Origin of the sequence: Leclercia sp. CFBP8987 (assembly GCF_034044995.2) — a bacterium.
Classification (GTDB): domain Bacteria; phylum Pseudomonadota; class Gammaproteobacteria; order Enterobacterales; family Enterobacteriaceae; genus Enterobacter; species Enterobacter tamurae.
The window spans coordinates 2,895,733-2,919,318 of sequence record NZ_CM188255.1; the positions used below are offsets into that span (position 1 = coordinate 2,895,733).

The 23,586-nt window shown below is 56.5% G+C and carries 31 protein-coding genes; 23 read left to right on the top strand and 8 right to left on the bottom strand.

Going from position 1 to position 23,586, the window contains the following annotated elements; translation table 11 throughout:
• Positions 1 to 5 precede the first annotated feature (5 nt).
• From SOM40_RS13995 to minE, 18 genes are all read left to right on the top strand, one after another.
• On the top strand, positions 6 to 203 hold the full coding sequence (locus tag SOM40_RS13995) for a thioredoxin reductase (RefSeq protein WP_320530207.1): 198 nt from the start codon (positions 6 to 8) through the stop codon (positions 201 to 203).
• Positions 200 to 358 carry a phage-type recombination accessory function protein gene (locus SOM40_RS14000; protein WP_320530208.1) on the top strand — a complete coding sequence of 53 codons (159 nt, stop codon included), beginning with the start codon at positions 200 to 202 and terminating at the stop codon, positions 356 to 358. Before SOM40_RS13995 ends, SOM40_RS14000 begins: the two co-directional genes overlap by 4 nt.
• Entirely contained in the window at positions 355 to 981 is a 627-nt protein-coding gene (locus tag SOM40_RS14005; protein ID WP_320530209.1) for an ERF family protein, read from the top strand. The genes SOM40_RS14000 and SOM40_RS14005 overlap by 4 nt, the downstream gene beginning before the upstream one ends.
• Entirely contained in the window at positions 982 to 1,470 is a 489-nt protein-coding gene (locus SOM40_RS14010) for a single-stranded DNA-binding protein (protein WP_320530210.1), read from the top strand.
• Between the two features lie 8 nt (positions 1,471 to 1,478).
• The gene (locus tag SOM40_RS14015) at positions 1,479 to 2,027 is read left to right on the top strand and encodes a 3'-5' exonuclease (protein ID WP_320530211.1); all 549 of its coding nucleotides are present in this window, start codon (positions 1,479 to 1,481) and stop codon (positions 2,025 to 2,027) included.
• A 21-nt stretch (positions 2,028 to 2,048) separates the two neighbouring features.
• A complete protein-coding gene (locus SOM40_RS14020; protein WP_320530212.1) occupies positions 2,049 to 2,378 on the top strand; it encodes a hypothetical protein in 330 nt (109 codons plus the stop codon).
• Positions 2,378 to 2,536: a DUF1317 family protein gene (locus SOM40_RS14025; protein WP_320530213.1), complete on the top strand. Its 159-nt coding sequence runs from the start codon at positions 2,378 to 2,380 to the stop codon at positions 2,534 to 2,536. The genes SOM40_RS14020 and SOM40_RS14025 overlap by 1 nt, the downstream gene beginning before the upstream one ends.
• On the top strand, positions 2,533 to 3,084 hold the full coding sequence (locus tag SOM40_RS14030) for a phage N-6-adenine-methyltransferase (protein WP_320530214.1): 552 nt from the start codon (positions 2,533 to 2,535) through the stop codon (positions 3,082 to 3,084). Before SOM40_RS14025 ends, SOM40_RS14030 begins: the two co-directional genes overlap by 4 nt.
• Positions 3,081 to 3,299: a hypothetical protein gene (locus SOM40_RS14035; protein WP_320530215.1), complete on the top strand. Its 219-nt coding sequence runs from the start codon at positions 3,081 to 3,083 to the stop codon at positions 3,297 to 3,299. Before SOM40_RS14030 ends, SOM40_RS14035 begins: the two co-directional genes overlap by 4 nt.
• A gap of 12 nt (positions 3,300 to 3,311) precedes the next feature.
• Positions 3,312 to 4,028 carry a DNA cytosine methyltransferase gene (locus SOM40_RS14040; protein ID WP_320530216.1) on the top strand — a complete coding sequence of 239 codons (717 nt, stop codon included), beginning with the start codon at positions 3,312 to 3,314 and terminating at the stop codon, positions 4,026 to 4,028.
• A gap of 294 nt (positions 4,029 to 4,322) precedes the next feature.
• Positions 4,323 to 4,541: a TraR/DksA family transcriptional regulator gene (locus SOM40_RS14045; RefSeq protein WP_320530217.1), complete on the top strand. Its 219-nt coding sequence runs from the start codon at positions 4,323 to 4,325 to the stop codon at positions 4,539 to 4,541.
• A 196-nt stretch (positions 4,542 to 4,737) separates the two neighbouring features.
• Entirely contained in the window at positions 4,738 to 5,136 is a 399-nt protein-coding gene (locus SOM40_RS14050) for a phage protein NinX family protein (RefSeq protein WP_320530218.1), read from the top strand.
• On the top strand, positions 5,099 to 5,338 hold the full coding sequence (locus tag SOM40_RS14055) for a DUF4222 domain-containing protein (protein ID WP_320530219.1): 240 nt from the start codon (positions 5,099 to 5,101) through the stop codon (positions 5,336 to 5,338). The genes SOM40_RS14050 and SOM40_RS14055 overlap by 38 nt, the downstream gene beginning before the upstream one ends.
• Positions 5,339 to 5,347: 9 nt before the next feature.
• Positions 5,348 to 5,965: an Eac protein gene (locus tag SOM40_RS14060; RefSeq protein WP_320530220.1), complete on the top strand. Its 618-nt coding sequence runs from the start codon at positions 5,348 to 5,350 to the stop codon at positions 5,963 to 5,965.
• 317 nt (positions 5,966 to 6,282) lie between these two features.
• The gene (locus SOM40_RS14065; protein ID WP_320530221.1) at positions 6,283 to 7,332 is read left to right on the top strand and encodes a tyrosine-type recombinase/integrase; all 1,050 of its coding nucleotides are present in this window, start codon (positions 6,283 to 6,285) and stop codon (positions 7,330 to 7,332) included.
• Positions 7,333 to 7,509: 177 nt separating this feature from the next.
• Positions 7,510 to 8,202 carry a septum site-determining protein MinC gene (minC, locus tag SOM40_RS14070; protein ID WP_106993273.1) on the top strand — a complete coding sequence of 231 codons (693 nt, stop codon included), beginning with the start codon at positions 7,510 to 7,512 and terminating at the stop codon, positions 8,200 to 8,202.
• A 23-nt stretch (positions 8,203 to 8,225) separates the two neighbouring features.
• Positions 8,226 to 9,038: a septum site-determining protein MinD gene (gene minD, locus SOM40_RS14075; protein ID WP_106993274.1), complete on the top strand. Its 813-nt coding sequence runs from the start codon at positions 8,226 to 8,228 to the stop codon at positions 9,036 to 9,038.
• A 3-nt stretch (positions 9,039 to 9,041) separates the two neighbouring features.
• A complete protein-coding gene (minE, locus tag SOM40_RS14080; protein WP_032611475.1) occupies positions 9,042 to 9,311 on the top strand; it encodes a cell division topological specificity factor MinE in 270 nt (89 codons plus the stop codon).
• Positions 9,312 to 9,370: 59 nt separating this feature from the next.
• Here minE and rnd read toward each other — a convergent pair whose 3' ends face one another.
• The 5 genes from rnd to yoaA form a co-directional block, all read right to left on the bottom strand.
• Positions 9,371 to 10,498 (bottom strand): ribonuclease D, encoded by a 1,128-nt coding sequence (gene rnd, locus SOM40_RS14085; RefSeq protein WP_320530222.1) that lies wholly within the window; start codon positions 10,496 to 10,498, stop codon positions 9,371 to 9,373.
• 74 nt (positions 10,499 to 10,572) lie between these two features.
• Positions 10,573 to 12,258, bottom strand: coding sequence for a long-chain-fatty-acid--CoA ligase FadD (fadD, locus tag SOM40_RS14090; RefSeq protein WP_146145510.1), 1,686 nt, complete (start codon positions 12,256 to 12,258; stop codon positions 10,573 to 10,575).
• Positions 12,259 to 12,462: 204 nt separating this feature from the next.
• Positions 12,463 to 13,056: a Slp/YeaY family lipoprotein gene (locus SOM40_RS14095; RefSeq protein WP_262663535.1), complete on the bottom strand. Its 594-nt coding sequence runs from the start codon at positions 13,054 to 13,056 to the stop codon at positions 12,463 to 12,465.
• A gap of 37 nt (positions 13,057 to 13,093) precedes the next feature.
• On the bottom strand, positions 13,094 to 13,789 hold the full coding sequence (gene tsaB / locus SOM40_RS14100) for a tRNA (adenosine(37)-N6)-threonylcarbamoyltransferase complex dimerization subunit type 1 TsaB (protein WP_106993277.1): 696 nt from the start codon (positions 13,787 to 13,789) through the stop codon (positions 13,094 to 13,096).
• A gap of 66 nt (positions 13,790 to 13,855) precedes the next feature.
• Positions 13,856 to 15,766 (bottom strand): DNA repair helicase YoaA, encoded by a 1,911-nt coding sequence (gene yoaA / locus SOM40_RS14105; RefSeq protein WP_106993278.1) that lies wholly within the window; start codon positions 15,764 to 15,766, stop codon positions 13,856 to 13,858.
• A gap of 127 nt (positions 15,767 to 15,893) precedes the next feature.
• Between yoaA and SOM40_RS14110 the strand changes: the two genes are divergently transcribed.
• Positions 15,894 to 16,238 carry a RidA family protein gene (locus SOM40_RS14110; RefSeq protein ID WP_225758554.1) on the top strand — a complete coding sequence of 115 codons (345 nt, stop codon included), beginning with the start codon at positions 15,894 to 15,896 and terminating at the stop codon, positions 16,236 to 16,238.
• A gap of 5 nt (positions 16,239 to 16,243) precedes the next feature.
• Here SOM40_RS14110 and SOM40_RS14115 read toward each other — a convergent pair whose 3' ends face one another.
• The gene (locus tag SOM40_RS14115; RefSeq protein ID WP_166182766.1) at positions 16,244 to 16,429 is read right to left on the bottom strand and encodes a YoaH family protein; all 186 of its coding nucleotides are present in this window, start codon (positions 16,427 to 16,429) and stop codon (positions 16,244 to 16,246) included.
• A 61-nt stretch (positions 16,430 to 16,490) separates the two neighbouring features.
• Between SOM40_RS14115 and pabB the strand changes: the two genes are divergently transcribed.
• The 4 genes from pabB (at position 16,491) to pdeD (ending at position 21,730) form a co-directional block, all read left to right on the top strand.
• The gene (pabB, locus tag SOM40_RS14120) at positions 16,491 to 17,843 is read left to right on the top strand and encodes an aminodeoxychorismate synthase component 1 (RefSeq protein WP_320530223.1); all 1,353 of its coding nucleotides are present in this window, start codon (positions 16,491 to 16,493) and stop codon (positions 17,841 to 17,843) included.
• Positions 17,844 to 17,846: 3 nt separating this feature from the next.
• Complete coding sequence (locus tag SOM40_RS14125) at positions 17,847 to 18,425, top strand: CoA pyrophosphatase (protein ID WP_106993282.1); 579 nt, start codon at positions 17,847 to 17,849, stop codon at positions 18,423 to 18,425.
• Between the two features lie 183 nt (positions 18,426 to 18,608).
• A complete protein-coding gene (sdaA, locus tag SOM40_RS14130) occupies positions 18,609 to 19,973 on the top strand; it encodes an L-serine ammonia-lyase (RefSeq protein ID WP_106993283.1) in 1,365 nt (454 codons plus the stop codon).
• A gap of 164 nt (positions 19,974 to 20,137) precedes the next feature.
• The gene (gene pdeD / locus SOM40_RS14135) at positions 20,138 to 21,730 is read left to right on the top strand and encodes a cyclic di-3',5'-guanosine monophosphate phosphodiesterase PdeD (protein ID WP_106993284.1); all 1,593 of its coding nucleotides are present in this window, start codon (positions 20,138 to 20,140) and stop codon (positions 21,728 to 21,730) included.
• Here the strand turns inward: pdeD and yoaE are convergent, their stop codons facing one another.
• The gene (yoaE, locus tag SOM40_RS14140; protein ID WP_106993285.1) at positions 21,731 to 23,290 is read right to left on the bottom strand and encodes a CNNM family cation transport protein YoaE; all 1,560 of its coding nucleotides are present in this window, start codon (positions 23,288 to 23,290) and stop codon (positions 21,731 to 21,733) included. It abuts the gene before it with no gap.
• On the bottom strand, positions 23,278 to 23,436 hold the full coding sequence (locus SOM40_RS14145) for a protein YoaL (protein WP_371811700.1): 159 nt from the start codon (positions 23,434 to 23,436) through the stop codon (positions 23,278 to 23,280). Before SOM40_RS14145 ends, yoaE begins: the two co-directional genes overlap by 13 nt.
• Positions 23,437 to 23,586 lie beyond the last annotated feature (150 nt).

Here is a 23,586-nt window from a genome sequence, read left to right on the forward strand (position 1 = left end):
AACCCATGAACATCACATGCGAGTGCGCAGAGATGCGCACGTCTGTAGGTCAGCACAACACCATCAGGCTTGAGCTTGAAGGCGTGACGCTGGCTGGCACCATCGACACCAGAGAGGTGCTTAACCAGCTGGATGGCGCTGTCATCATCGAATGGCTGGCTGAGCAGGGATATACCGTCCTTCACCAGGAGCGTGCAGCATGAGTGCTATGGAACGCAGGGATGACGATGCTTTCGTCAGGCTGATGCGTGACGTGATCCCCGATACGCCGGATGAAGATGACGAGCCGGTTAACCTGGCTGCAGAACGCCAGAACCCGGTGATCAGTTGGGCAGAATTTGCAGGAGATTTCACATGACAGAGAAGAAGGTTTACGCCGCAATAAGTGGCGTTGCTTCCGCCCTTGCTGAGCAGGGGATCCGGAAGGAGAAAAAACAAGGCAGCCAGGTCAATTACGCGTTTCGTGGTATCGACGACATTTACAACGCGCTGGCCCCGGAGTTGGTAAAAAACAAACTCCTGATCCTACCCCGCTACACCGAACGCACCAGCGTCGAGCGAACCAGCAAAAATGGCGGTGCGCTGTTCTACATCACGGTTCGTGGCGACTTCGATTTCGTCAGCACCGAGGACGGCAGCATCCACACCGTCACCACCTATGGTGAAGCGATGGATAGCGGCGACAAGGCCACAAACAAGGCCATGTCGATAGCATACAAATACGCGGCGTTTCAGGCGTTTTGCATCCCAACCGAGGAAACTGCAATCGACGCGGATGCCGAAACCCATCAGGTGCAACCGGCAGATGCCGATCAAATTCTCGCTGAATTTACTCAGTACGCCAGTACTGAAAACGACAGCAAAAAATTGCAGGCGCAATACGCCACCACATGGTCACGACTTAATGGGTTTGCTGACCATCAGGCGAAATGCAAAGACGTAACCGGCATCCGACTTAAAGAACTAAAACAGGCGGCATAAATGGCAAGCAAAGGTATCAACAAAGTAATTCTGGTTGGCAACCTCGGGCAGGATCCTGAGGTTCGTTATCTGCCCAGCGGTGGAGCAGTAGCCAACATCACCCTGGCGACTTCTGAATCGTGGCGAGATAAGGCGACAGGTGAGCAGAAAGAGCAGACCGAATGGCATCGCGTGGTGCTGTTCGGCAAGTTAGCAGAAGTGGCTGGCGAATATCTCCGCAAGGGCTCGCAGGTTTATATCGAAGGCCAGCTACGCACCCGTAAATGGACGGATCAGTCAGGCACAGAGAAGTACACCACGGAGGTGCTGGTCAACGTCGGCGGGGTAATGCAGATGCTCGGTGGACGACAGGCAGGCGCACTGGCGGGAAGTGGTCAGCAGCAATCAGGCAACTCTTCCGGTAACGGTCAACCTCGTCAGCAACAACGCTCGGCCCCCGCTCAATCAAATGAGCCTCCAATGGATTTTGACGACGATATCCCATTTTAAGGAAAGATATGAACCACTTAATGATTGACCTCGAAACTATGGGTAACGGGCCATATGCGCCGATCATCTCCATTGGCGCTGTATTCTTCGATCCGAATACCGGGGCCACTGGCGATGACTTCCAGGTAAACGTATCGCTTGAGTCATCAATGAGGTTCCGTGCCCGACCTGATGCCTCAACAATTCTGTGGTGGATGGAGCAAGGCGAAGCCGCCCGAAAGGCGTTAACCAGTGACACCGAAGAGCTTTCCACCGCTCTGGGTTGGCTATCTGATTTCATCGCCAAGCACTCAAAGCCGCGATTCGTTCAGGTGTGGGGCAACGGCGCATCGTTCGACTGCGTCATTCTCCGCAATAGCTATGCACTGACCGGGCAGGAAGCGCCATGGCAATGGTGGAATGACCGCGATGTGCGCACCGTAGTCGAGATGGGTAAAGCGATCGGCTTCGACCCTAAGCGCGATATGCCATTCGAAGGCACCCGCCACAGCGCGCTAGATGATGCCATTCATCAGGCCAAGTATGTCTCTGCTATTTGGCAGAAGTTAGTCAAATAACCCTCCGTTAAGGAACACCAAATGTCACAACCTCCTCAAGGGGCGGGTTACTTTCGCGCGCCCAAAAAACTGGAATCGAAGGATGAAGTGATCGCTCGAGTCTGCGCCTTCCTTGCGGAGGAGTTGGGCAAAAAGCGGGTGGATAGCAGAACGCCAGAGCAAATTGAGCAGGCTGAGGACGCTTGCTGGGAGGCGCGGTCTCTTCGCCGGTACGAGTCACAACTCTGGCAGAACAACCTCAGGGCTTCCTTCTACCCGACATTCATACCGTGCGGGCCGATGAAGCCATCACGCATTAACGACCGTGACCGTGACTATATCGGTCGCTTCGGTCATGTGAGGAACGACTGATGAAACACGCTCACGACGACATAGTAGTTCACGGACTTCGCCTGACATTCATTGTCGGGCCTAACGGCTGGCTGATGCCATGGGGTGATGTTATCTGCAACCCTCTCAAGGCGCAGCGACTGGCCGAGGAGTTTATCAACAGGCAGGAGGCGGCATGACCGATTACACCGGAAGTAACACGCCAGCAGATCAGCGTGATTTATGGCGCACACCACCGGCACTGTTTGCCGCGCTGGATGCTGAGTTTTGCTTTCAGCTGGATGCCGCCGCAGCGCCGCATAACGCGCTATGTCGCAAGTTCATCACTGCTGAGCAGAACACACTGGAAACACCGTGGGCAGATTACCTCACCATCCCCGGCTATGCGTGGCTCAATCCACCTTACAGCGACATCACGCCATTCGTGAAAAAAGCCGCAGCGGAGAGCAAGAACCAGATCGGCACCGTCATGCTGGTTCCGGCTGATACATCAGTCGGCTGGTTCCGTGAGGCTATCGAGACGGCGAGCGAGGTGCGATTCATCACTGCCGGGCGGCTGGCATTCATTAACCCAGTCACTGGTAAGCCTGTCTCGGGGAACAATAAAGGTTCGATGCTGATCATCTGGCGCCCATTTCCGCGCACTCACTGCGAGTTCACAACGGTAGAGCGAGACGTATTAATGACTTTCGGAGCGAAACTTCTCGCCCGGAGGGAGGCAGCATGAAGGCTGAAGATGAAAATGCCATCCGGTCACAGTGCAAAAAATGCGTGGCTGAAATCCGCCAGGCAATGAAGGCCAGACCAAAACCCAAATGGAACGCCGTGGTTCCGGCCATCCTCGACAAGCGCTATCAGAAGATAGCCGCCATCGGCATCGATAAGCTTGGATTCATCAGCAAAATTGGCCGCATGCAGGGCCGCTATGGAGTGGAGTCATGATTAGGGGGTTATGTGAATGAGTTGGCTATTTTCGCTGGCGCTGGCGGAGGAATACTCGGCGGACACCTCCTTGGCTGGAGAACAGTTTGCGCAGTTGAACGTGATGCCTACGCCGCACAAGTTCTCGCGCAACGACAAAATGATGGAATCCTCCGACCTTTCCCGATTTGGTCTGACGTGTGCAGTTTTGACGGCAAGCCGTGGCGAGGAATTGTTGATGTCGTTTCTGGCGGATTTCCGTGCCAGGACATTAGCTCGGCCGGTCGCGGCGCTGGCATTGATGGAAACAAGTCAGGGCTATGGCGGGAAATGGCAAGAATCATCAGTGAAGTACGACCTCGATTCGTCTTCGTGGAAAACTCACCACTGCTTATTGGGAGAGGCCTTGCACTGGTCATCAGTGACCTTGCCGAAATTGGGTATGACTGCCAGTGGAGCCGTATTTCAGCAGAAGAATTTGGCGCGCCTCATAAAAGAGATCGCCTATGGCTGGTCGGGCGAGAAGTTCGCAACCCCGCAGGCGAGAGATTACCGCTCGGGCTCACTGGCGAGATGGAACGACCCACGGAGATCCCGGAACCTCAACGACCAGGTTGGTGGCCTGCTCAACCCGGAGTGGGAAGAGTGGCTAATGGGATGGCCCATCGGGTGGACAGAATTAAAGCCCTTGGCAATGGACAGGTTCCAAGAGTGGCGGCGGCAGCATTCTCCATGCTTAAACCAGATTGAGGACGCCGCATGACAGCACAAATCACCGGGTCGCTAATACGGCCTTTTTTATTGCTGGCGTTTGCCGTCAGCAGGATTAACCGACAGTTCAGGGAGCACTGACCATGGAAGACAAAAGAAACTGGCGGTGCTTTTTCGGCATGCATCAGTGGTCTGTAATCATCTCAAATGAAAGGCATTACTACAAGTCATCTACAGATAGCAGGCCGAATAGGATAGCGACTCTCCATACGCTCCAGTGCATGCACTGCGGGAAACTTAATTCCAAAGAAATAGGCTAAGCGGGAGTGATTAATGGCAGATATTGCAGACGACGCATCAGCCGTCGAAGAGTTGCAGCGTAATGCTGCGTTGAGTGCTCACAGGATTAACCGTGATGCGGTATCGGCAACGCACTGTGTTGAGTGCGATGAACAGCTCAGCGATGCGCGCCGGAAAGCGTATCCGGGATGCACGATGTGCGTTGATTGCCAGGGTGAGCAGGAATTTCGGAAGAAGCAAAGGGGGATGTGATGGCGGGGGAAATAATTAAGGGTGAACGCTTCCAGGTTGGCGAGGTATGGCAGTCGCCGCGGGGCTTTCTCTACAAAGTTGTCGATGTTGCAGGGAAGGAGGCGGTTCTTCGCATGGGGACGCATGGCCTTGGGCGAAAAACAAAGCGATGGGTTGACGCCATCAGTGGTTGGTCGCTGTATGTGGAGGAGGTGTGATGGATTACAGCAAGATGAGTGATTTCGAGATAAACCGGGCTGTAGCAATCGCCCACGGATTTCCTCCTGATGACTGCGACATTGCAAAGCTCGGATCTTCATTGGTTGGCGTTGAGTGGGATGAAGACACTGGATACGCGAATAAGGCGTTCGACTACTGCAACAACCCGGCGGACGCATGGCCGATTATCCTAAGCAATGGCATTTCACTCGTCAAATATGAGTATGAGCATGGGATGTGGCTTGCGTCATCAGATGCGTACTGGGTTGACGGTGTTGAATGGCAGATTGACGGAGAAGCACACCCACGCCCTCTCCGCGCAGCAATGATTGTCTTCCTCAAAATGCAGGAGTCAGCCAATGTTCAAACTAATCCAGCGCGGTCAGATATTCGCTGACCAGCACGGCTGGCCCGTCATTATCCACAGCAGCACATCAGAAGTAGTCCGCTACTGGCGACAGGGCCGGATCAACACCGCGTCAATCGACAGATTTAACCAAGACTTTGAGCCACTCGACCACCGGGAGGCGGAGCAGATCCGCGCCGAACTGGAAACGAGCGAGCACATTAAATCGCTGCGCGCTATGCGTGCGGCATGAGGAGAGATTATGTCAGACCAAAGCAAATTTTATGATTACTACATGGTTGAGGGCGATGAAGTGAAGTCGCTTATTGCAGGGTATGACTCCATCGCAGAGCAGCGTAATTCTATTCTCCCTGAAGCAGCCGAAAAGGTCGGGGCCATTGCGTGGACAACCACTAGCGGATGGGGTGGCAGCGGAGGGATGCTTAGTGGATTTGTGTGGGAGAAGGAATATCAATTTCCCTGCCCCATGACCATTAAGCGCGAAGAAATTTTTGATGGTAAGCGAGTGGTTCTAGGAAGGGGAAAGGGGAATACAAAAGATGGTCGCGCTTTCAACAAAGAGCTCGATGCGGTAAGGGATGAGGCCAACAAAAAGTTGAAATCCTTGCCTGAGTGGAAGGACTACATCGTTAACCACTTCGGAATTATGCGCACTGGAATTGGCGGCCCTTCCGGTCGGGGCTTCGGTTTCGCGATGCTATCCACGTATGGCGGTAAGCACCCGGGCCGTGATGATTGCTTGGTATTCGCTATCCCGAACAATAAAGAAGAGCGGCACGGCGAAGTAGAGATACCGGGAAACTTTCAGAAAATTACTTACGGGCAGTTTTACGACATCGCTAACCAGCAGAATGATTGACGCAACTGATAGCTGATTCACTGAGTCGGCTATTGGGTGCGAATGCACTGCCACGTTATCCCCCTTTCAGCCCTCCATTGCGAGGGCATTTTTTTTGCCTGGAGTAAGCCAATGGCAAGCGAAAAACCGTTCATGAAAGTGCCGGAACTGGCGGCACGGATCAACGTATCTCCCAGCACTATCTACCGGAACCCATCGCGCTATCACATGTTTAAGGTCGGCGGCTCATGGCGGGCAAGCGAAGAAAGCGTGGAAAAGTTCTCCCAAACAACTAACAATATCTTCCGGCTGGCTGTGGTCGGTAAGGAGCATTCAAAATGCCGATCTACAAAAGAGGGAAAAACTACTGGGTTGATATCTCAGCTCCAGATGGAACGCGAGTTAGACATTCTGCTGGCACCGAAGAAAAGGCAAAAGCGAAGGAGTACCACGACAAGCTGAAGCATGAGTTGTGGAATGAGTCGCGGCTGGATAAAAGGAAGGAACATCTGTTTGAGGAGATCATAATCCTGGCCCTCAAGGATGCGGAAGACCAGACGCTATACGGTTCTAAAAAGGGCTATGCCAAATACTGGCTGGCCGTGTTTAAGGGCCGGGCGATAACCAGCATCAAGGGTGAAGAAATTGCCCGGAAGATGCCAACTCATTCTCAGCACAAATCGCGGTACCCGCTGGAGAACGGAACCATCAACCGTTACCGGGCTTTCATCGTCCGAGCGTTTTCTCTGGCGCTGAAGCATGGATGGATTGATCAGCGCCCATACGTTCCCGAGCTGAGAGAGCCGAAGGTGCGTGTTAAGTGGATGAGGAAGTGGCAGGCCAGGGATCTGATTGACGCGATCCAGTCTGACCTGCTGAGGAGGATCGTCTCCTTTGCCCTGCTTACCGGAGCGCGGCGCGGAGAGATACTTTCTCTGAAGTGGGAGAATGTCGATACCGAAAATCGTAATGCGATGGTCACCGCTGAGAATGCAAAATCAGGCCGGGCCAGAGCGCTACCCTTAAACGATGAAGCGATCAGGATTTTACGCGAATGCGATATGTCCTGTGAGTACGTCTTCTCGGTTAATGGTGAACGGTTGAAGGATATCGAACGGAAAGAGTTTAACCGGGCCCTCGAGGCTGCACAAATCCCAGACTTCCGTTTTCACGATTTACGACATACTTGGGCAAGTTGGCACATCCAGAACGGAACGCCCTTGATGATGTTGAAAGAGATGGGCGGATGGGAAACTCTGGAGATGGTGAAAAAATACGCTCACCTGAGCGCCGAGCATCTTAATAAATTCGTCGATTCTGTCACGTTTTTGACACACGAAGATGAGTTGAAAATAAGGAGAACCAAAAACAAACGTGCAACTGGCTGATAAAGGTAGATATTTTTGAAGTGTGCGGAAAACGCATGCAAAAATAAAATAGATATTTACTCTGAATTAAGCGGGAGGGTGACTTGCCTCAATATAATTGTGACTATAACATGCCTGATACTCTTCGGAATATCACGGCGCACACGTCGTGGTAAAAGCAAATTGAGTAAGGCCAGGATGTCAAACACGCCCATCGAGCTTAAAGGCAGTAGCTTCACCTTATCAGTGGTTCATTTGCATGAAGCAAAACCCGAGGTTATTCGTCAGGCGTTAGAAGACAAAATCGCGCAGGCGCCCGCATTTCTTACCCATGCGCCGGTGGTCATTAACGTAAGCGGCCTCGAAGCGCCGGTTAACTGGCACCATTTGCAACAGGCGGTCACCGCCACCGGCCTGCGGATTGTGGGCATCAGTGGCTGCAAAGACGCTGAGCTGAAAGCCGAAATCGATCGGGCGGGTCTTCCACTGCTGAACGAAGGCAAAGACAAAGCCCCGCGCGCAGAGCCCCCTGCCCCGCCAGAACTCCCTGTTACCCCTGTCACAAAAACGCGATTGATTGATCTTCCGGTGCGTTCCGGTCAGCGCATTTATGCGCCAAACTGTGACCTGATTGTGACCAACCACGTCAGCGCAGGGGCGGAGCTGATTGCGGATGGCAATATCCATATTTATGGCTCAATGCGAGGCCGTGCGCTGGCGGGTGCCAGCGGCGATCGCGATGCGCAAATTTTTTGTACCCACCTGGAGGCGGAGCTGGTCTCCATCGCAGGTGTTTACTGGCTGAGTGATAACATCCCGGCCGAATTTTCTGGCAAAGCGGCACGTCTGCGGCTGGCAGACAACGCTTTGACCGTTCAACCGTTGAATTGATCCCTTTTTAACAAGGAATTTCTATGGCACGCATTATTGTTGTTACTTCGGGTAAAGGAGGCGTTGGCAAGACCACCTCCAGCGCGGCCATCGCTACAGGTTTGGCCCAGAAGGGAAAGAAAACCGTCGTTATTGATTTCGATATCGGCTTGCGTAACCTTGACCTGATTATGGGTTGTGAACGCCGCGTGGTGTACGATTTTGTGAACGTGATTCAGGGTGACGCCACGCTGAATCAGGCGATGATTAAAGATAAACGTACCGACAATCTCTATATTCTTCCCGCTTCACAGACGCGCGACAAGGATGCGCTGACCCGTGAAGGTGTGGAAAAGGTGCTCGATGAGCTGAAAAAGATGGAGTTCGATTTCGTGGTCTGCGATTCACCGGCAGGCATCGAAACCGGCGCGCTGATGGCGCTCTACTTCGCCGATGAAGCCATCATCACCACCAACCCGGAAGTGTCGTCCGTACGCGACTCCGACCGTATTTTAGGGATCCTCGCCTCGAAATCCCGCCGTGCGGAAAATGGCCAGGAACCGATTAAAGAGCACCTGCTGCTGACTCGTTATAATCCGGGTCGCGTTAATAAAGGTGATATGCTGAGTATGGAAGACGTGCTCGAGATCCTGCGTATCAAACTGGTTGGCGTCATCCCGGAAGATCAATCCGTGCTGCGCGCCTCTAACCAGGGTGAACCGGTTATCCTCGACGCTAACGCAGACGCCGGTAAAGCGTATGCGGACACGGTAGATCGTCTGCTCGGAGAAGAACGTCCTTTCCGCTTCATCGAAGAAGAGAAGAAAGGTTTCCTCAAACGCCTGTTCGGAGGATAAGTTATGGCATTACTGGACTTTTTTCTCTCGCGGAAAAAAAGCACCGCTAACATCGCAAAAGAGCGTCTGCAGATCATCGTGGCAGAACGCCGCCGCAGCGACGCTGAACCGCATTACCTGCCGCAGCTGCGCAAAGATATTCTGGAAGTGATCTGTAAGTACGTGCAGATTGACCCGGAAATGGTAACCGTACAGCTGGAGCAAAAGGACGGGGATATCTCGATTCTGGAGCTCAACGTGACCCTGCCGGAAGCGGAAGAGTCACGTTCATAACCGTGCCTGATGCCGGGCGGCGCTGCGCTTGCCCGGCCTACGGTTCCCCACCGGGGCGATTACTGCGGATACGCTTCCAGTAGCGCGTTCAGGCGATCGGCCATCAGTTCTCCGCGCCAGCCTGCCATCAGCTCCGGCGTACCGTTCTGCGGCTTCAGCTTCCAGTGCGCGTTCAGCAGCTGGTTGATCTGACGACGTGAGGCCAGCAGCTCGGCGCTGACTTTGCTCTCCGCTGCCACTTCCTGCACCAGGGCTTTAATCGCCTTAAACGCTTTGCGATAACCCGGCATATCCATCAGGTTCAACAGCGGCTGCGGCAATGCCTCTTCCGGCAACGCCTGCGCCTTCTCCACCAGCGCCAGCAGGGTTTTACCGTGGAAGCGGATCTCCGAACCGGAAAGGCCGATGCTGTCCAGCTCGCCCAAGCTACCCGGCATGTAACGCGCCACGGCCCACAGATGCTCTTCACGCACCACAAAGTTCACCGCCAGGTCGCGCTCGCGCGCCTTACGCAGACGCCATTCGGCCAGCAGTTGCAGACAGGCCAGCTGGCGGGTGCGCAGCTGCCAGGCGTTGCTGATATCGCGCCATGCCTCTTTCGGATCGGTGGTCTCCTGACGACGCAGCTGCGTCATCCGGCACTCATTGAGGGCAGCAGGCAGCCAGCCGGAGGCTTCAGCCTCTTTCATCAGTTGACCGGCAATCGGCAGCAGGTAGAACACATCCGCCGCCGCGTAGTCGAGCTGGCGTTCGGTCAGCGGGCGCGCCAGCCAGTCGGTGCGGGATTCGCTCTTGTCGATCGCCAGCCCGGTGTACTCTTCCACCATGGCGGCAAAACCCCATGACAGCGGGCGACCGGCAAAGGCAGCGAGGATCTGGGTGTCGATCAGCGGCTCCGGCATGATGCCGAAGGTATTGAGGAAAACTTCCAGATCTTCACTTCCGGCATGCAGATATTTAGTGATGGCGGTATTCAGCAGCAGCGCACGCATTGGCGCCCAGTCGGTGATCCCCAGCGGGTCGATAAGCGACACATTTTTTCCGTCATACATCTGGATCAGACCCAGCTGCGGGTAATAGGTGCGGGTACGGACAAATTCGGTATCCAGCGCGATGGCGGGTGCGTCACGGGTGACATCGCACAGCGAAGCCAGCTCGTCGTTGGTGGTGATCATCTGGTAATTCAAATCATATTCTCTTTGGTTTGCGCCCATAAAAAAACGCTGGCCAGGCCAGCGTTTTGGGGTGACTAACACGAAGCTCAGGCTTTATTGTCTACTTTGGCGCGCGCTTCGTCACGTAATTCTCGTCGTAATATCTTCCCGACGTTCGATTTTGGCAGTTCGTCGCGAAACTCCACCAGTTTCGGCACTTTGTAGCCGGTCAGCTGGCGACGACAGAAGGTAATCAGCGCCTCTTCGCTGAGGTCAGGATCTTTTTTCACCACAAAGATTTTGACCGTTTCACCGCTGCTGCCTGCCGGAACGCCTACCGCGGCCACCTCCAGTACGCCGTTGTGCTGCATTACCACGTCTTCAATCTCGTTCGGATAGACGTTGAACCCGGAGACCAGGATCATGTCTTTTTTACGATCGACGATGCGCAGGAAACCTTCGTCATCCATCACCGCAATGTCACCGGTGTGCAGCCAGCCATCTTTGATGATTTCGTCGGTGGCGTCCGGACGCTGCCAGTAGCCCAGCATCACCTGCGGCCCTCTCACGCACAGTTCTCCCGGTTCGCCATGCGGCACTTCGTTATCGTTGTCATCCACCAGTTTGGCTTCGGTGGAAGGCACCGGCAGGCCGATGCTGCCGCTGTGGTAGTCGATATCGTGCGGGTTGACGCTCACCAGCGGAGCGCACTCGGTCAGGCCATAGCCCTCCAGCAGATACTGCCCGGTGAGTTTGACCCAGCGCTCGGCCACCGCCTGCTGTACCGGCATCCCGCCGCCCGCTGACAGATGCAGGGTCGAGAAGTCGAGCTGCTGGAACTCTTTGTTGTTCAGCAGGGCGTTGAAGAGGGTATTCACCCCGGTCATGGCGGTAAACGGATATTTCGCCAGCTCTTTCACCAGGCCGGGAATATCCCGCGGGTTGGTGATGAGCACGTTCTGGCCGCCAAGCTCGATAAACAGCAGGCAGTTCATGGTCAGGGCGAAGATGTGGTAGAGCGGCAGCGCGGTGATCACCAGCTCTTTGCCGCGATGCAGCAGCGGGCCGTAGGTGGCATTGACCTGTTCGAGGTTCGCCAGCATGTTGCGGTGGGTGAGCATCGCCCCTTTCGCCACCCCGGTGGTGCCACCGGTGTACTGCAGGAAGGCCAGATCCTGCGGCACCACTTCCGGTTTAACGTACTGCATCCGGTAGCCGTTGTGCAGCGCCCGGCGGAAGGAGATGGCGTCCGGCAGATGATATTTAGGCACCAGACGTTTGACGTATTTAACAACAAAGTTAACCAGCGTCCCTTTGGCGGTGGAGAGCTGATCGCCCATCCGCGTCAGAATGACGTGTTTGACCTGGGTCTTGTCGACCACTTTTTCCAGGGTGTGCGCGAAGTTGGAGACAATCACAATCGCCGCCGCACCGCTGTCGTTCAGCTGGTGCTCCAGCTCGCGCGGGGTATAGAGCGGGTTGACGTTAACCACGATCATCCCGGCGCGCAGGATACCAAACAGCGCCACCGGATACTGCAGCAGGTTAGGCATCATCAGCGCTACCCGGTCACCTTTCTTCAGGCCTAAACCCTGTTGCAGGTAGGCCGCAAATGCCCGGCTGCGCTCTTCCAGCTTACGGAAGGTCATCACCTCACCCATGTTCACAAACGCAGGCTGATCGGCGTAGCGCGTCACGGAGTTTTCAAACAGTTCAACCAGGGATTGATAACGGTCAGGATTTATCTCTGCAGGCACATCCGCAGGATAACGGTTAAGCCAAACCTTCTTCACTACATCACCTCTGAAATGCGTGTTCGTCGTCATCACAGCCCCGGTTAATAAACAAGTCGTTAACATAATATTAACTCAGCGTACCAGTTTATTTATTGTCCGGATTTAAGGTTGCGAAGCGCGTCACTATTTATTTTTGTTATGGATATAAAAAAAACGAAACAGCGGCCAGGCCGCTGTTTCTTCTTCAGTCTTAACAGGGAGTTACTCTGTTACTACCGTCCGAACCTGAGCCGGTCCGGGACCGTAACCTGGCCAGCCGCCATAGCCGTAGCCATATCCATAGCGCCACGGATGCGGGCCCCAGTAGAAGGGATCGATCGGCTGCGGCGGCATCACCACCTGCTGCACTACCCGCCAGCGTTTATAGCCATTGGCCTGCAGGGTCATAAATTTATACGGCGTGTTGCCAATTTTTCCCTGCTCCGTTCCGGTGATCGTACCGACGACGGTGATCAGCTGGCCACGGAAATCCACCGGGTCGAGGAAACCGTTCACATCGGCATAGATGCGCCCACGCGAGGCTTCACCCAGAATCGGCCGCGCGCCGCTGTCCAGCGGGACGGTGGCGATTTCCAGACGGGTTTTCCCCTGCTGGTTCATCACCTCCACCACTTTACCGCCGAAGCGTGCTTCCTGGCCGACATACAGCTCCGGCGCGTTCATCACCCGGACCAGATCCTGCTGCGGCGTCGGGCTGCTGCCCTTGATCGCATCAGGGACAGAGACACATCCTGTTAATGCCAGGGCAAGGGCCCCGACGGTCAGCAGACGAACAACATATTTTTGAACCGCCATGATGCGACTCCTTTTTCTCAGGCTCTGATACTGAGATTCACTCCCGGCCCGGAAGTTTCTTCCACGCTACGGTGTTTCGCAAATAAACCGGCTCGGCCTTCTCGACCGCCACGGTGTTTCCTGCGGCCAGCAGCTGACGGGCGATAGGCAGCATATCTTCTGCGGCAGGCAGCAACACGTTACCGTCCACCAGGGTCAGACCGCTGTCGTTGGCCATATCGGGCCAGGCTGGCCAGCCGGTGCCGACGGTCGCCCACTCACCGGAAAGCTGCTTCATGCGTTCACCTGCTGCGTCCGGGGTGAGCACCGCTTCGCTCTCTTCCCCGTGCCAGACGCCCTGCTCATCGCGGGTGTACTCGGCCCAGTAAACTTCGCCCATCCGGGCGTCGATGGCGGCCAGCACGCGGGTAGCACCGGTGTTGCGCCAGGCACCCTCGGCCATGGTAGCAAGGGTCGAGACGCCAATCATCGGCAGTTCGGCGCCCAGCGCCAACCCCTGGGCGATGCCAATCCCGATGCGCACGCCGGTAAAGCTGCCCGGGCCACGGCCATAGGCCAGGGCATCGAGGTTATTCAGGGAGGTGTTGCCCTCGGTGAGGATCATCTTCACCAAAGGCAGGATACGTTGGGTATGTTCCCGGGGGCACTCTTCGAAATGAGCACAGAGTTTACCGTCGTTCCACAGGGCAACAGAGCAGGCCTCTGTGGCGGTATCAATAGCCAGAATTCGCATGTGTTGTCGCGCTCTCGCAAGGGTCAGTCACAAAAAGGCGCGCATTTTAACACATCCGCCAGTAAATTACTCCGCCTCAGACGCCGCCAGGAAACGCACTGCGCGATCGATATCCCGGGTACGCGGCGCCGGCGGCAGGCTGGCGATAAAAGTGGCCCCGTACGGGCGCATCACCAGCCGGTTATCGCAGATCACCAGCACCCCGCGATCGTCCACGTCGCGGATCAGGCGCCCCACCCCCTGCTTGAGGGTGATCACCGCGTCCGGAAGCTGCACCTCGTCAAAGGGATCCCCCCCGCGCAGACGGCAATCTTCCATTCGCGCCTTCAGGAGCGGATCGTCCGGCGAGGTGAAAGGCAGTTTGTCGATGATCACCAGCGACAGGGCGTCACCGCGCACGTCCACCCCTTCCCAGAAGCTGCTGGTCGCCACCAGCAGAGCGTTGCCGGCGGTGACAAACTGCTGGAGCAGCTGGCCTTTGCTGGTTTCCCCCTGCAACAGCACCGGCAGGGTCATGGTGGCGCGGAACTGCTCCGCCAGATCGCGCATCATGGCGTGGGAGGTACAGAGCATAAAGCAGCGGCCGTTGTTGGCCTCGATCATCGGCTTGAGCATCGCCGCCAGATGGCGGGCGGCACCGGGCTGATTAGGCAGCGGCAGATTACGCGGCACGCAGAGCAGCGCCTGGGTGGCGTAATCAAACGGGCTCGGCAGCAGCAGGGATTTGGCCTCTGCGATGCCGAGACGTTCGGTGAAGTGGTGCAGATCGTCGTTCACCGACAGCGTAGCGGAGGTAAAGATCCAGCTGCCCGGTTTTTGCGCCATCACCTCCTGGAATTTATCGGCCACGGTGAGCGGCGTCAGGGCGAGGGTGAAATGGCGCGAGTTGCATTCGTACCAGTAGCTGTAGCCTGGCTGGTTAAACTCTTTCAGCCGTTTCAGGCGGGTGCGGTAGAGCGTGGCGCGCTCGAAGGCGGCATCCAGCAGCGCGGAACGGCCAAGGGAGAGCTTCGCCACGTCGTAGCAGAGCTCGAGGGCGTCGTCGAGCAGCAGCAGCGCCCGCTGAATATGCTGATCGGCCAGCAGTTCGCGCAGGTTGCCGCGATAGCCCGGATCGCCGAGCTGCATACGGAAATCCTGAGTGCTTTGCGCCAGCCGGTCGGCGCACTTCTGCAGCTGCTGGGTATCTTTCAGTTCGGTGCGGTAGGCGATAGTGAAATCTTTCGCCAGGTCCAGCAGCTGGCGGCTGGAGAGGGACTGACCGAAATACTGGCTGGCGATATCCGGGAGCTGATGGGCTTCATCGAAGATCAATACGTCAGCCTCGGGGATCAGCTCACCAAAGCCGCTCTCCTTCACCACCATATCCGCGAGAAACAGGTGATGGTTGACCACCACCACGTCGGCATCCATCGCCGTTTTACGCGCTTTGACCACAAAACAGTCTTTGTAGAGCGGGCAGTCGCTGCCGAGACAGTTGTCATTGGTGCTGGTGACCAGTGGCCAGACGGCGGAGTCTTCGGCCACGCTGGCGCAGGTGCTGATGTCTCCGTCGAGGGTCTGGTTAGCCCAGGTGCGCAGGATGATCACATCGCTGAGCGTCTGCACCGGCAGATCGCCCCCGGCCAGCGCCTGCTGGTCGAGACGTTCGATACAGAGGTAGTTGGAGCGCCCTTTCAGCAGGGCCAGACGGCCTTTGTACTTCAGGGCTTTGGCCACGGTAGGCAGGTCGCGGCTGTAGAGCTGATCCTGCAGCGCCTTTGATCCGGTGGAGATGATCACTTTCTTTTTGGCACGCAGCGCGGGCGCGAGGTAGGCATAGGTTTTTCCGGTGCCGGTGCCCGCTTCTACCACCAGCGGCCGGGCGCTGTCGATTGCCTCGGCTACCGCGTGCGCCATCTGACGCTGCGGTTCGCGCGGCTTAAAGCCGGGAATTGCCTTTGCTAACTGTCCGTCTGCTGCGAAATCGTCTGCCACTCTGCCCCCTGTATTTTTGCACAGGGGATTATGTCAGGCCGCTCGCCCTGGCGCCAGTCGAGAGTGACGCAGGCAAAACAATATGGCAGTCTTGCCTGCTGAAACAGACACTCACGAGGAAACGTAAATGACAATTGTGCGCATTGATGCCGAAGCCCGCTGGTCAGATGTGGTGATCCACAACCAGACCCTGTACTACACCGGCGTCCCGGCCAATCTGGATGCCGAGGCTTATGAGCAGACCGCCAATACCCTGGCGCAGATCGACGCGGTACTGGAAAAACAGGGCAGCGACAAATCGCACATTCTGGATGCGACGATTTTCCTGGCGAACAAAGATGATTTCGCGGCGATGAACAAAGCCTGGGATGAGTGGGTGGTGGCAGGTCACGCGCCTGTACGTTGCACGGTACAGGCGACACTGATGAAACCGCAGTATAAGGTGGAGATTAAGATTATCGCCGCAGTGTAAGGGCGTTACTCTTCTTCATCCTCATCTTCAAAACGCGCCACGATCCGCTCGCCGGTATGGGTGGCGCGCAACTCGTTTGCCACCTGGGTAATGGCCTGCCCGCTGCTCATCCCCTGGGACATCAGCTCCTGAATACGCTCGACGGCCTTTTGCTGCTGGTCGTGGCTCAGTGAAGGTAAACCTGCAAACATCGTCAACTCCTGCTAAATTATCAGCGCTAATTATTTCACGCTGCCCGGTAGTCTACCACCCATGAACCCGTTATCCCCCACTGTTTTGACATTACCCTGGCGCCCGGACGCCGCAGAATTCTGGTTTGCGCCGCTAAGCTCTCTGCCGTGGGCGATGCTGCTGCATTCCGGCCATGCGGATCATCCCTACAGCCGCTTTGACATTCTGGTGGCCGACCCGCGTACCACCCTGGTAACCCACGGGGCGGATACGCTGATCGACGGTGTTCACTCGGACGCCTGCCCGTTGAGTTTGCTCCAGCAGGCTCTGGATGAGATGGGCCTGCCCTGCACGCCGAACCCGGAGCTGCCCTTCCAGGGCGGCGCGCTGGGGTTGTTCGGCTACGACCTCGGTCGCCGCTTCGAACAGCTGCCGGAACGGGCCGGGCGTGATATTACCCTGGCGGACATGGCCGTCGGCCTGTACGACTGGGCGATCGTTGTCGATCATCGCAAACAGCAGGTGTCGCTGGTCTGTCATGGCGACGCAGAAACCCGGCTGGCGTGGCTCGAATCACAGCGCGCGCCCGACAATACGCCCGCGTTCCGGCTGACCTCCGGCTGGCAGGCCAATATGACCGCGGCGGAGTACCATCAAAAATTCGACCGCGTGCAGGCCTTTTTGCACAGCGGCGACTGTTATCAGGTCAATCTGGCCCAGCGTTTTCAGGCCCGCTATGAGGGCGACGAGTGGCAGGCCTTTACCCGGCTGAATGCCAACAACCGCGCCCCGTTTAGTGCCTTTTTGCGTCTCGAAGAGGGGGCTATCCTGAGCCTCTCACCGGAGCGGTTTATCCATCTGGCGGAGGGCGTCATCCAGACCCGGCCGATTAAAGGCACCCTGCCGCGCCTCGCGGATGCGGACGCCGATCGCCGACAGGCGGAGAAACTCGCCGCCTCGCCGAAAGACAGAGCCGAAAACCTGATGATTGTCGATCTGATGCGCAATGACATTGGCCGGGTGGCGGAGCCGGGAAGCGTGCGCGTCCCGGAGCTGTTCGTGGTCGAGCCCTTCCCGGCCGTTCATCACCTGGTAAGCACCATTACCGCCCGGCTGCCGCCAACGCAGACCGCCTGCGATCTGCTGCGCGCCGCCTTTCCCGGCGGATCGATCACCGGCGCGCCTAAGGTGCGGGCGATGGAGATCATCGACGAGCTGGAGCCGCACCGCCGTAACGCCTGGTGCGGCAGCATCGGCTATCTCAGTCTGTGCGGCGGCATGGATACCAGCATTACCATTCGTACCCTGACGGCAGTGGATGGACAAATTTACTGTTCCGCAGGCGGCGGGATCGTGGCTGACAGCCAGGCCGCAGCGGAATATCAGGAAACCTTTGATAAAGTGAATCGTATTCTGCAACAACTGGAGCGCTAACTGGTGAATACCCACGACCTGACTCTCGACAATTTTTTATCGCGTTTTCAGCTTTTGCGTCCGCAGGTGAACAGCACGTCGTTAAACCAGCGTCAGGCGGCGGTGCTGATCCCGGTGGTGCGTCGGGAGCAGCCGGGCCTGTTGCTGACCCGACGATCCGCGCAGATGCGCAAACATGCCGGTCAGGTGGCGTTTCCTGGCGGCGCGGTGGACAGCACCGACGCCTCGTTAATTGCCGCTGCTCTGCGTGAAGCCGAGGAAGAAGTGGCTATTCCGCCGCACAAGGTCGAAGTGATTGGCGTCCTGCCGCCGGTGGACAGCGTGACCGGTTTTCAGGTGACGCCGGTGGTGGGCATTATTCCTCCCAACCTGCCCTATCATGCCAGCGTCGATGAAGTGGAGTCGGTGTTCGAAATGCCGCTCGCCGAAGCCCTGCGTCTGAGCCGTTATCATCCCCTGGATATTCATCGTCGTGGCCACGATCATCGGGTATGGCTCTCCTGGTATCAGCATTATTTTGTCTGGGGCATGACCGCGGGAATTATTCGCGAGCTGGCGCTGCAGATCGGCCTGAAACCTTGACTATACTTTACATTCGCCTCTTTTTTGCACCTTTGCGATCCGCCTCCCGCTATTAGTTAATCCCGCGTTGGCCATTAGTTTAATTCATGTGAATAGTTGAGCTGACGACGGGCTTCCCTCTTACACTATGCGAAGTTATTACATCGTTACTGGAAACCCGGTAACCCTGTCAGGAGTGTTAAAGTGATTAGTATATTCGACATGTTCAAAGTGGGGATTGGTCCCTCTTCTTCCCACACTGTAGGGCCGATGAAGGCCGGTAAACAGTTCGTCGATGACCTGGTCGAAAAAGGATTACTGGACAGCATTACCCGCGTGGCGGTGGACGTATACGGTTCACTGTCGTTAACGGGTAAAGGCCACCACACCGATATCGCCATTATTATGGGTCTGGCCGGAAATATGCCGGACACCGTAGATATTGACGCCATTCCGGCGTTTATCCGCGACGTGGAAACGCGCGGTCGTCTGTTGCTGGCGAATGGCCGGCAGGAAGTGGATTTCCCGCAGGACGACGGCATGCGTTTTCGCAGCGACAACCTCTCGTTGCATGAGAACGGGATGCAGATCCACGCCTTCAGCGGCGACAAAGTGGTCTACAGCAAAACCTATTACTCCATCGGCGGCGGCTTTATTGTCGACGAAGAGCATTTTGGCAAAGACACGGCGGGCGACGTGAACGTGCCTTACCCGTTCAAGTCAGCGAAAGAGATGCTGGATTACTGCCACGAGACCGGCCTGTCCCTCTCCGGCATGGTAATGCAGAACGAACTGGCGCTGCACAGCAAGAAAGAGATTGAAGACTATTTTGCTAACGTCTGGCAGACCATGCGCGCCTGTATCGATCGTGGCATCAATACCGAAGGCGTGTTGCCGGGTCCACTGCGCGTACCGCGTCGCGCCTCTGCCCTGCGCCGAATGCTGGTCACCACTGACAAGTATTCTAACGATCCGATGAACGTCATCGACTGGGTGAATATGTTTGCCCTGGCGGTAAACGAAGAGAACGCCGCCGGCGGACGTGTGGTCACGGCCCCGACCAACGGTGCCTGCGGGATCGTTCCGGCGGTACTGGCCTACTACGATCACTTTATCGAATCGGTGAGCCCGGATATCTACATTCGCTACTTCCTCGCCGCCGGCGCGGTGGGTGCGCTGTATAAGATGAACGCCTCCATCTCCGGCGCCGAAGTCGGCTGTCAGGGTGAAGTCGGCGTGGCCTGCTCAATGGCGGCTGCCGGTCTGGCTGAGCTGCTGGGCGCCAGCCCGGAACAGGTGTGCGTGGCGGCAGAGATCGGCATGGAGCACAACCTCGGTCTGACCTGCGACCCGGTTGCCGGTCAGGTGCAGGTGCCGTGTATCGAACGTAACGCGATCGCCTCGGTGAAAGCGATTAACGCCTCCCGCATGGCGATGCGCCGCACCAGCGAACCGCGCGTCTCGCTGGATAAGGTAATCGAAACCATGTACGAAACCGGCAAAGACATGAACGCCAAATACCGCGAAACCTCTCGCGGCGGCCTGGCGATTAAGGTGCAGTGCGACTAATCCTCTGACTGCCCTGCTGCAACTTTCGTCTTTCATACCCCCTTCGCCCATCTGATACAGATGGGCGAATTTCATGCACTTTTCTCGTTACCTGAAATAATGACCACTACACTAGCTGAGTTGCCACGGGCATTGGCGCCAGTGGCTTTTCGGGTGGCCGTGGCATGCAAACAGCTCACAGGATAATTAAAAATTATCGCCGCAAACGGATTATCGTCTGCCTGGTGCTGTCCTTCTCCACTCTCATCTGCTCGCTCATCATCGGCTTTATTTCGCAGCGTAATTTAAATCAGCAGTCTACCGCCGCTTTCGTGTCGCATGCGGTTGAGACCCTGGATAAGATCCTGCAGCCGTTGGAGACCGGGCGCGACGTGGTGCAGCCGCTGATAGGCCTGCCCTGCGTGGAGGTCAATTTTTTACTGCGTAAACAGGCCGCCTCCCTGCAAACCGTGCGCTCGATTGGCCTGATCAAGGACGGTATTCTCTACTGCTCCAGCATGTTCGGAAACCGCGATATCCCCATCAGCCAGTTCCAGCCCCGGCTGCCCGCTTCTCAGCCTTTACTGCTCCTTACCACCGACCATGCCCTGCTGCAGGGCAGTCCGGTGCTTATCCAGTGGTATCCGGTGCCGGGCCAGGTCGATGATGGGGTGATAGAGATTGTGAATATCGATCTTATTGCCAGACTGCTGCTGGAGCCCCAGCTGCCCATTATCAACGACGTTAACCTCAGCGTCGGCGGTAAGCATCTGAACTATGACCGCCAGCTCTCGGATGCGCTGGTGTTTGACAGCGACGAGACGGTGTTTCAGCAGGCCTCCAGCAATTTCCCGTTCACCATCACCGTGAACGGCCCTGGCCCGACAGATCTGGCCCTGAGAAACCTGCCCTCACAGCTGCCCCTGGCAGTGATATTCACCATGCTGGTGGGCTATATCGCCTGGCTTGCCACCGCCAGCCGCATGAGTTTCACCCGGGAGATCAATTATGGGCTGGCTGCAGGTGAGTTTGAGCTGTTCTGCCAGCCGCTGATCGATGCCAAAAAGCAGGACTGCGTGGGGGTAGAAATTCTTCTGCGCTGGAACAACCCGCGGCAGGGGTGGATCGCCCCGGATATTTTTATCCCGCTGGCGGAGGAGCATAACCTGATTGTCCCCCTGACCCGTTACGTGCTGATCGAAACCGTCAGCCATCTGGCGATGTTTCCCACCGCGTCGGGGTTTCATATTGGCATCAACGTGGCGGCCAAACATTTTCGCGACGGGGTGCTTCTCCACGATCTTAACAGCGTCTGGTTCAGCGCCGAGCCCGCGCAGCAGCTGGTGATTGAGCTTACCGAGCGCGATACCCTGCTGGAGATGGATTACAACATTGTGGAGGCCCTGCATCAGAAAGGGGTCAAGCTGGCGATCGATGATTTCGGCACCGGCAACAGCTCGCTGTCGTGGCTGGAAAAACTCAATCCGGAAGTGCTGAAAATAGATAAATCCTTCACCGCCGCGATTGGCACCGATGCCGTTAACTCGACGGTGACGGATATTATTATTGCCCTGGCCCAGCGTCTGAACATTGAGCTGGTGGCGGAAGGGGTGGAGACCTGCGACCAGGCGAAGCATCTACGCCTGCACGGCGTCGAAATTCTGCAGGGATTCCTGTATGCGCGGCCAATGCCACTGCGGGATTTCCCGCAGTGGCTGGCGGAGAGTTCACCTCCGCCAGCCTCTCACAACGGGAACATGATGCCGTCGTTACCCTGATTACTCGTCTTCGTCGTGGGCAGACTGCTCTTTAACAATGCGCACCAGGTCAACGCGGTAATCATTGGCGGTCACGATGGTTATCTTCAGCGGCGGCAATTCGAGCACATCACCGGCACGCGGGATCTGACCGTTAACGGCAATCACCAGACCCGCCACCGTCGCGATATCATCATCGTTGTTGGTCAGATGTTCCAGACCCAGCGTATGTTGCAGCGCATGCAGGTCGGTGGTGCCTTTTACCAGCCAGCCATCATTGTCGTTGATGATTTCCGGCGTTTCGTCAGCATCCGGGAACTCACCGGCAATCGCTTCCAGGACGTCCAGCGGCGTCACCAGACCCTGCACCACGCCAAACTCGTTGGTCACGATCACAAAGCTACCCCGGGCACGACGCAGCACGCCCAGCAGATTGATCGGGTCGAGGGTCTCCGGCACCACGATGGCAGGCGAGGCGGCCGCAATGGCTTCAACGTTCGCCCCCTCTTCCAGCGCCACCAGCATCTCTTTAGCACGCACAATACCGATGATCTCATCCAGCTCACCGCGACACACCGGGAACAGGCTGTGCGGGGAGGAGAGCAGCTGCTGGCGGATTTCTTCCACGCTCAGGCTGGCATCAACCCAGCTGATCTCACCGCGCGGGGTCATGATCCCGCGCAGGGAGCGCGAAGCCAGCGACAGCACGCCGTTGATCATATAGCGTTCTTCTTCCACAAAGGCGCCTTCAGGCACTGGCACCGGAGCATGGTTATCGTTGTCCTGCTGCGCTTTGGCTTCACGGCGGCCGCCCATCAGACGCAGAATCGCATCAGCGGTACGGGCACGCAGCGGCTGGTTCGACTGCTGGCGAATAAAGTTGCGGCGGGCAATCTGGTTAAACATCTCTATAATGATCGAGAAACCAATTGCGGCGTACAGATAGCCTTTCGGAATATGGAAGCCGAAACCTTCTGCCACCAGGCTCAGACCAATCATCAGCAGGAAGCTCAGACAGAGCACCACCACGGTCGGATGCTCGTTCACGAATCGTGTCAACGGCTTCGAGGCGAGCAGCATCACCGCCATCGCAATGATCACAGCAGCCATCATCACCGGCAGGTGGTTCACCATACCGACAGCGGTAATCACCGCGTCGAGGGAGAAGACGGCATCCAGCACCACGATTTGCATGACCACCACCCAGAAACTGGCGTAGCCTTTGCCGTGTCCGTCGTCATGCTGGCGGTTTTCCAGCCGTTCATGAAGTTCGGTTGTGGCTTTGAAGAGCAAGAATAGCCCCCCCACCAGCATGATCAGGTCACGCCCTGAGAAGGTGAAATCGAAGACAGTGAACAGGGGTTTGGTCAGCGTTACCATCCACGAGATGACCGACAGCAGCGCAAGACGCATGATCAGCGCTAAAGAGAGGCCGATTAAACGTGCTTTATCCCGTTGTTTAGGCGGCAGTTTATCCGCAAGGATGGCAATAAACACCAGGTTATCGATGCCGAGAACGATCTCAAGCACCACCAGCGTGAGCAATCCCACCCAGATTTGCGGGTCCATTAAGAATTCCATGACAAGCTCCTGCTAAAGGAATGGCAAAACGGCGCCGCGACAGATGCGGGCGAAACGGTAGAAGGCGTAAACAGTGAGTGGCGAGAGTCGCCGGTAAGGCTGGCCAGAATTGGCCGGATGTGTGACTGGCGTCGGTGACGGTCCATACAGTGGGCTACTGCCCAATACTCCTGACAAGTAAACGGACGCTAAACATATCAGAGACATGGGCTTTATGGCAAAGATTTACTTTCCTTTGCAAACAGATGTTTCAGCGCTTTTTTTGATCGCAGAAATATCTCATTGGCTTAGGCTAA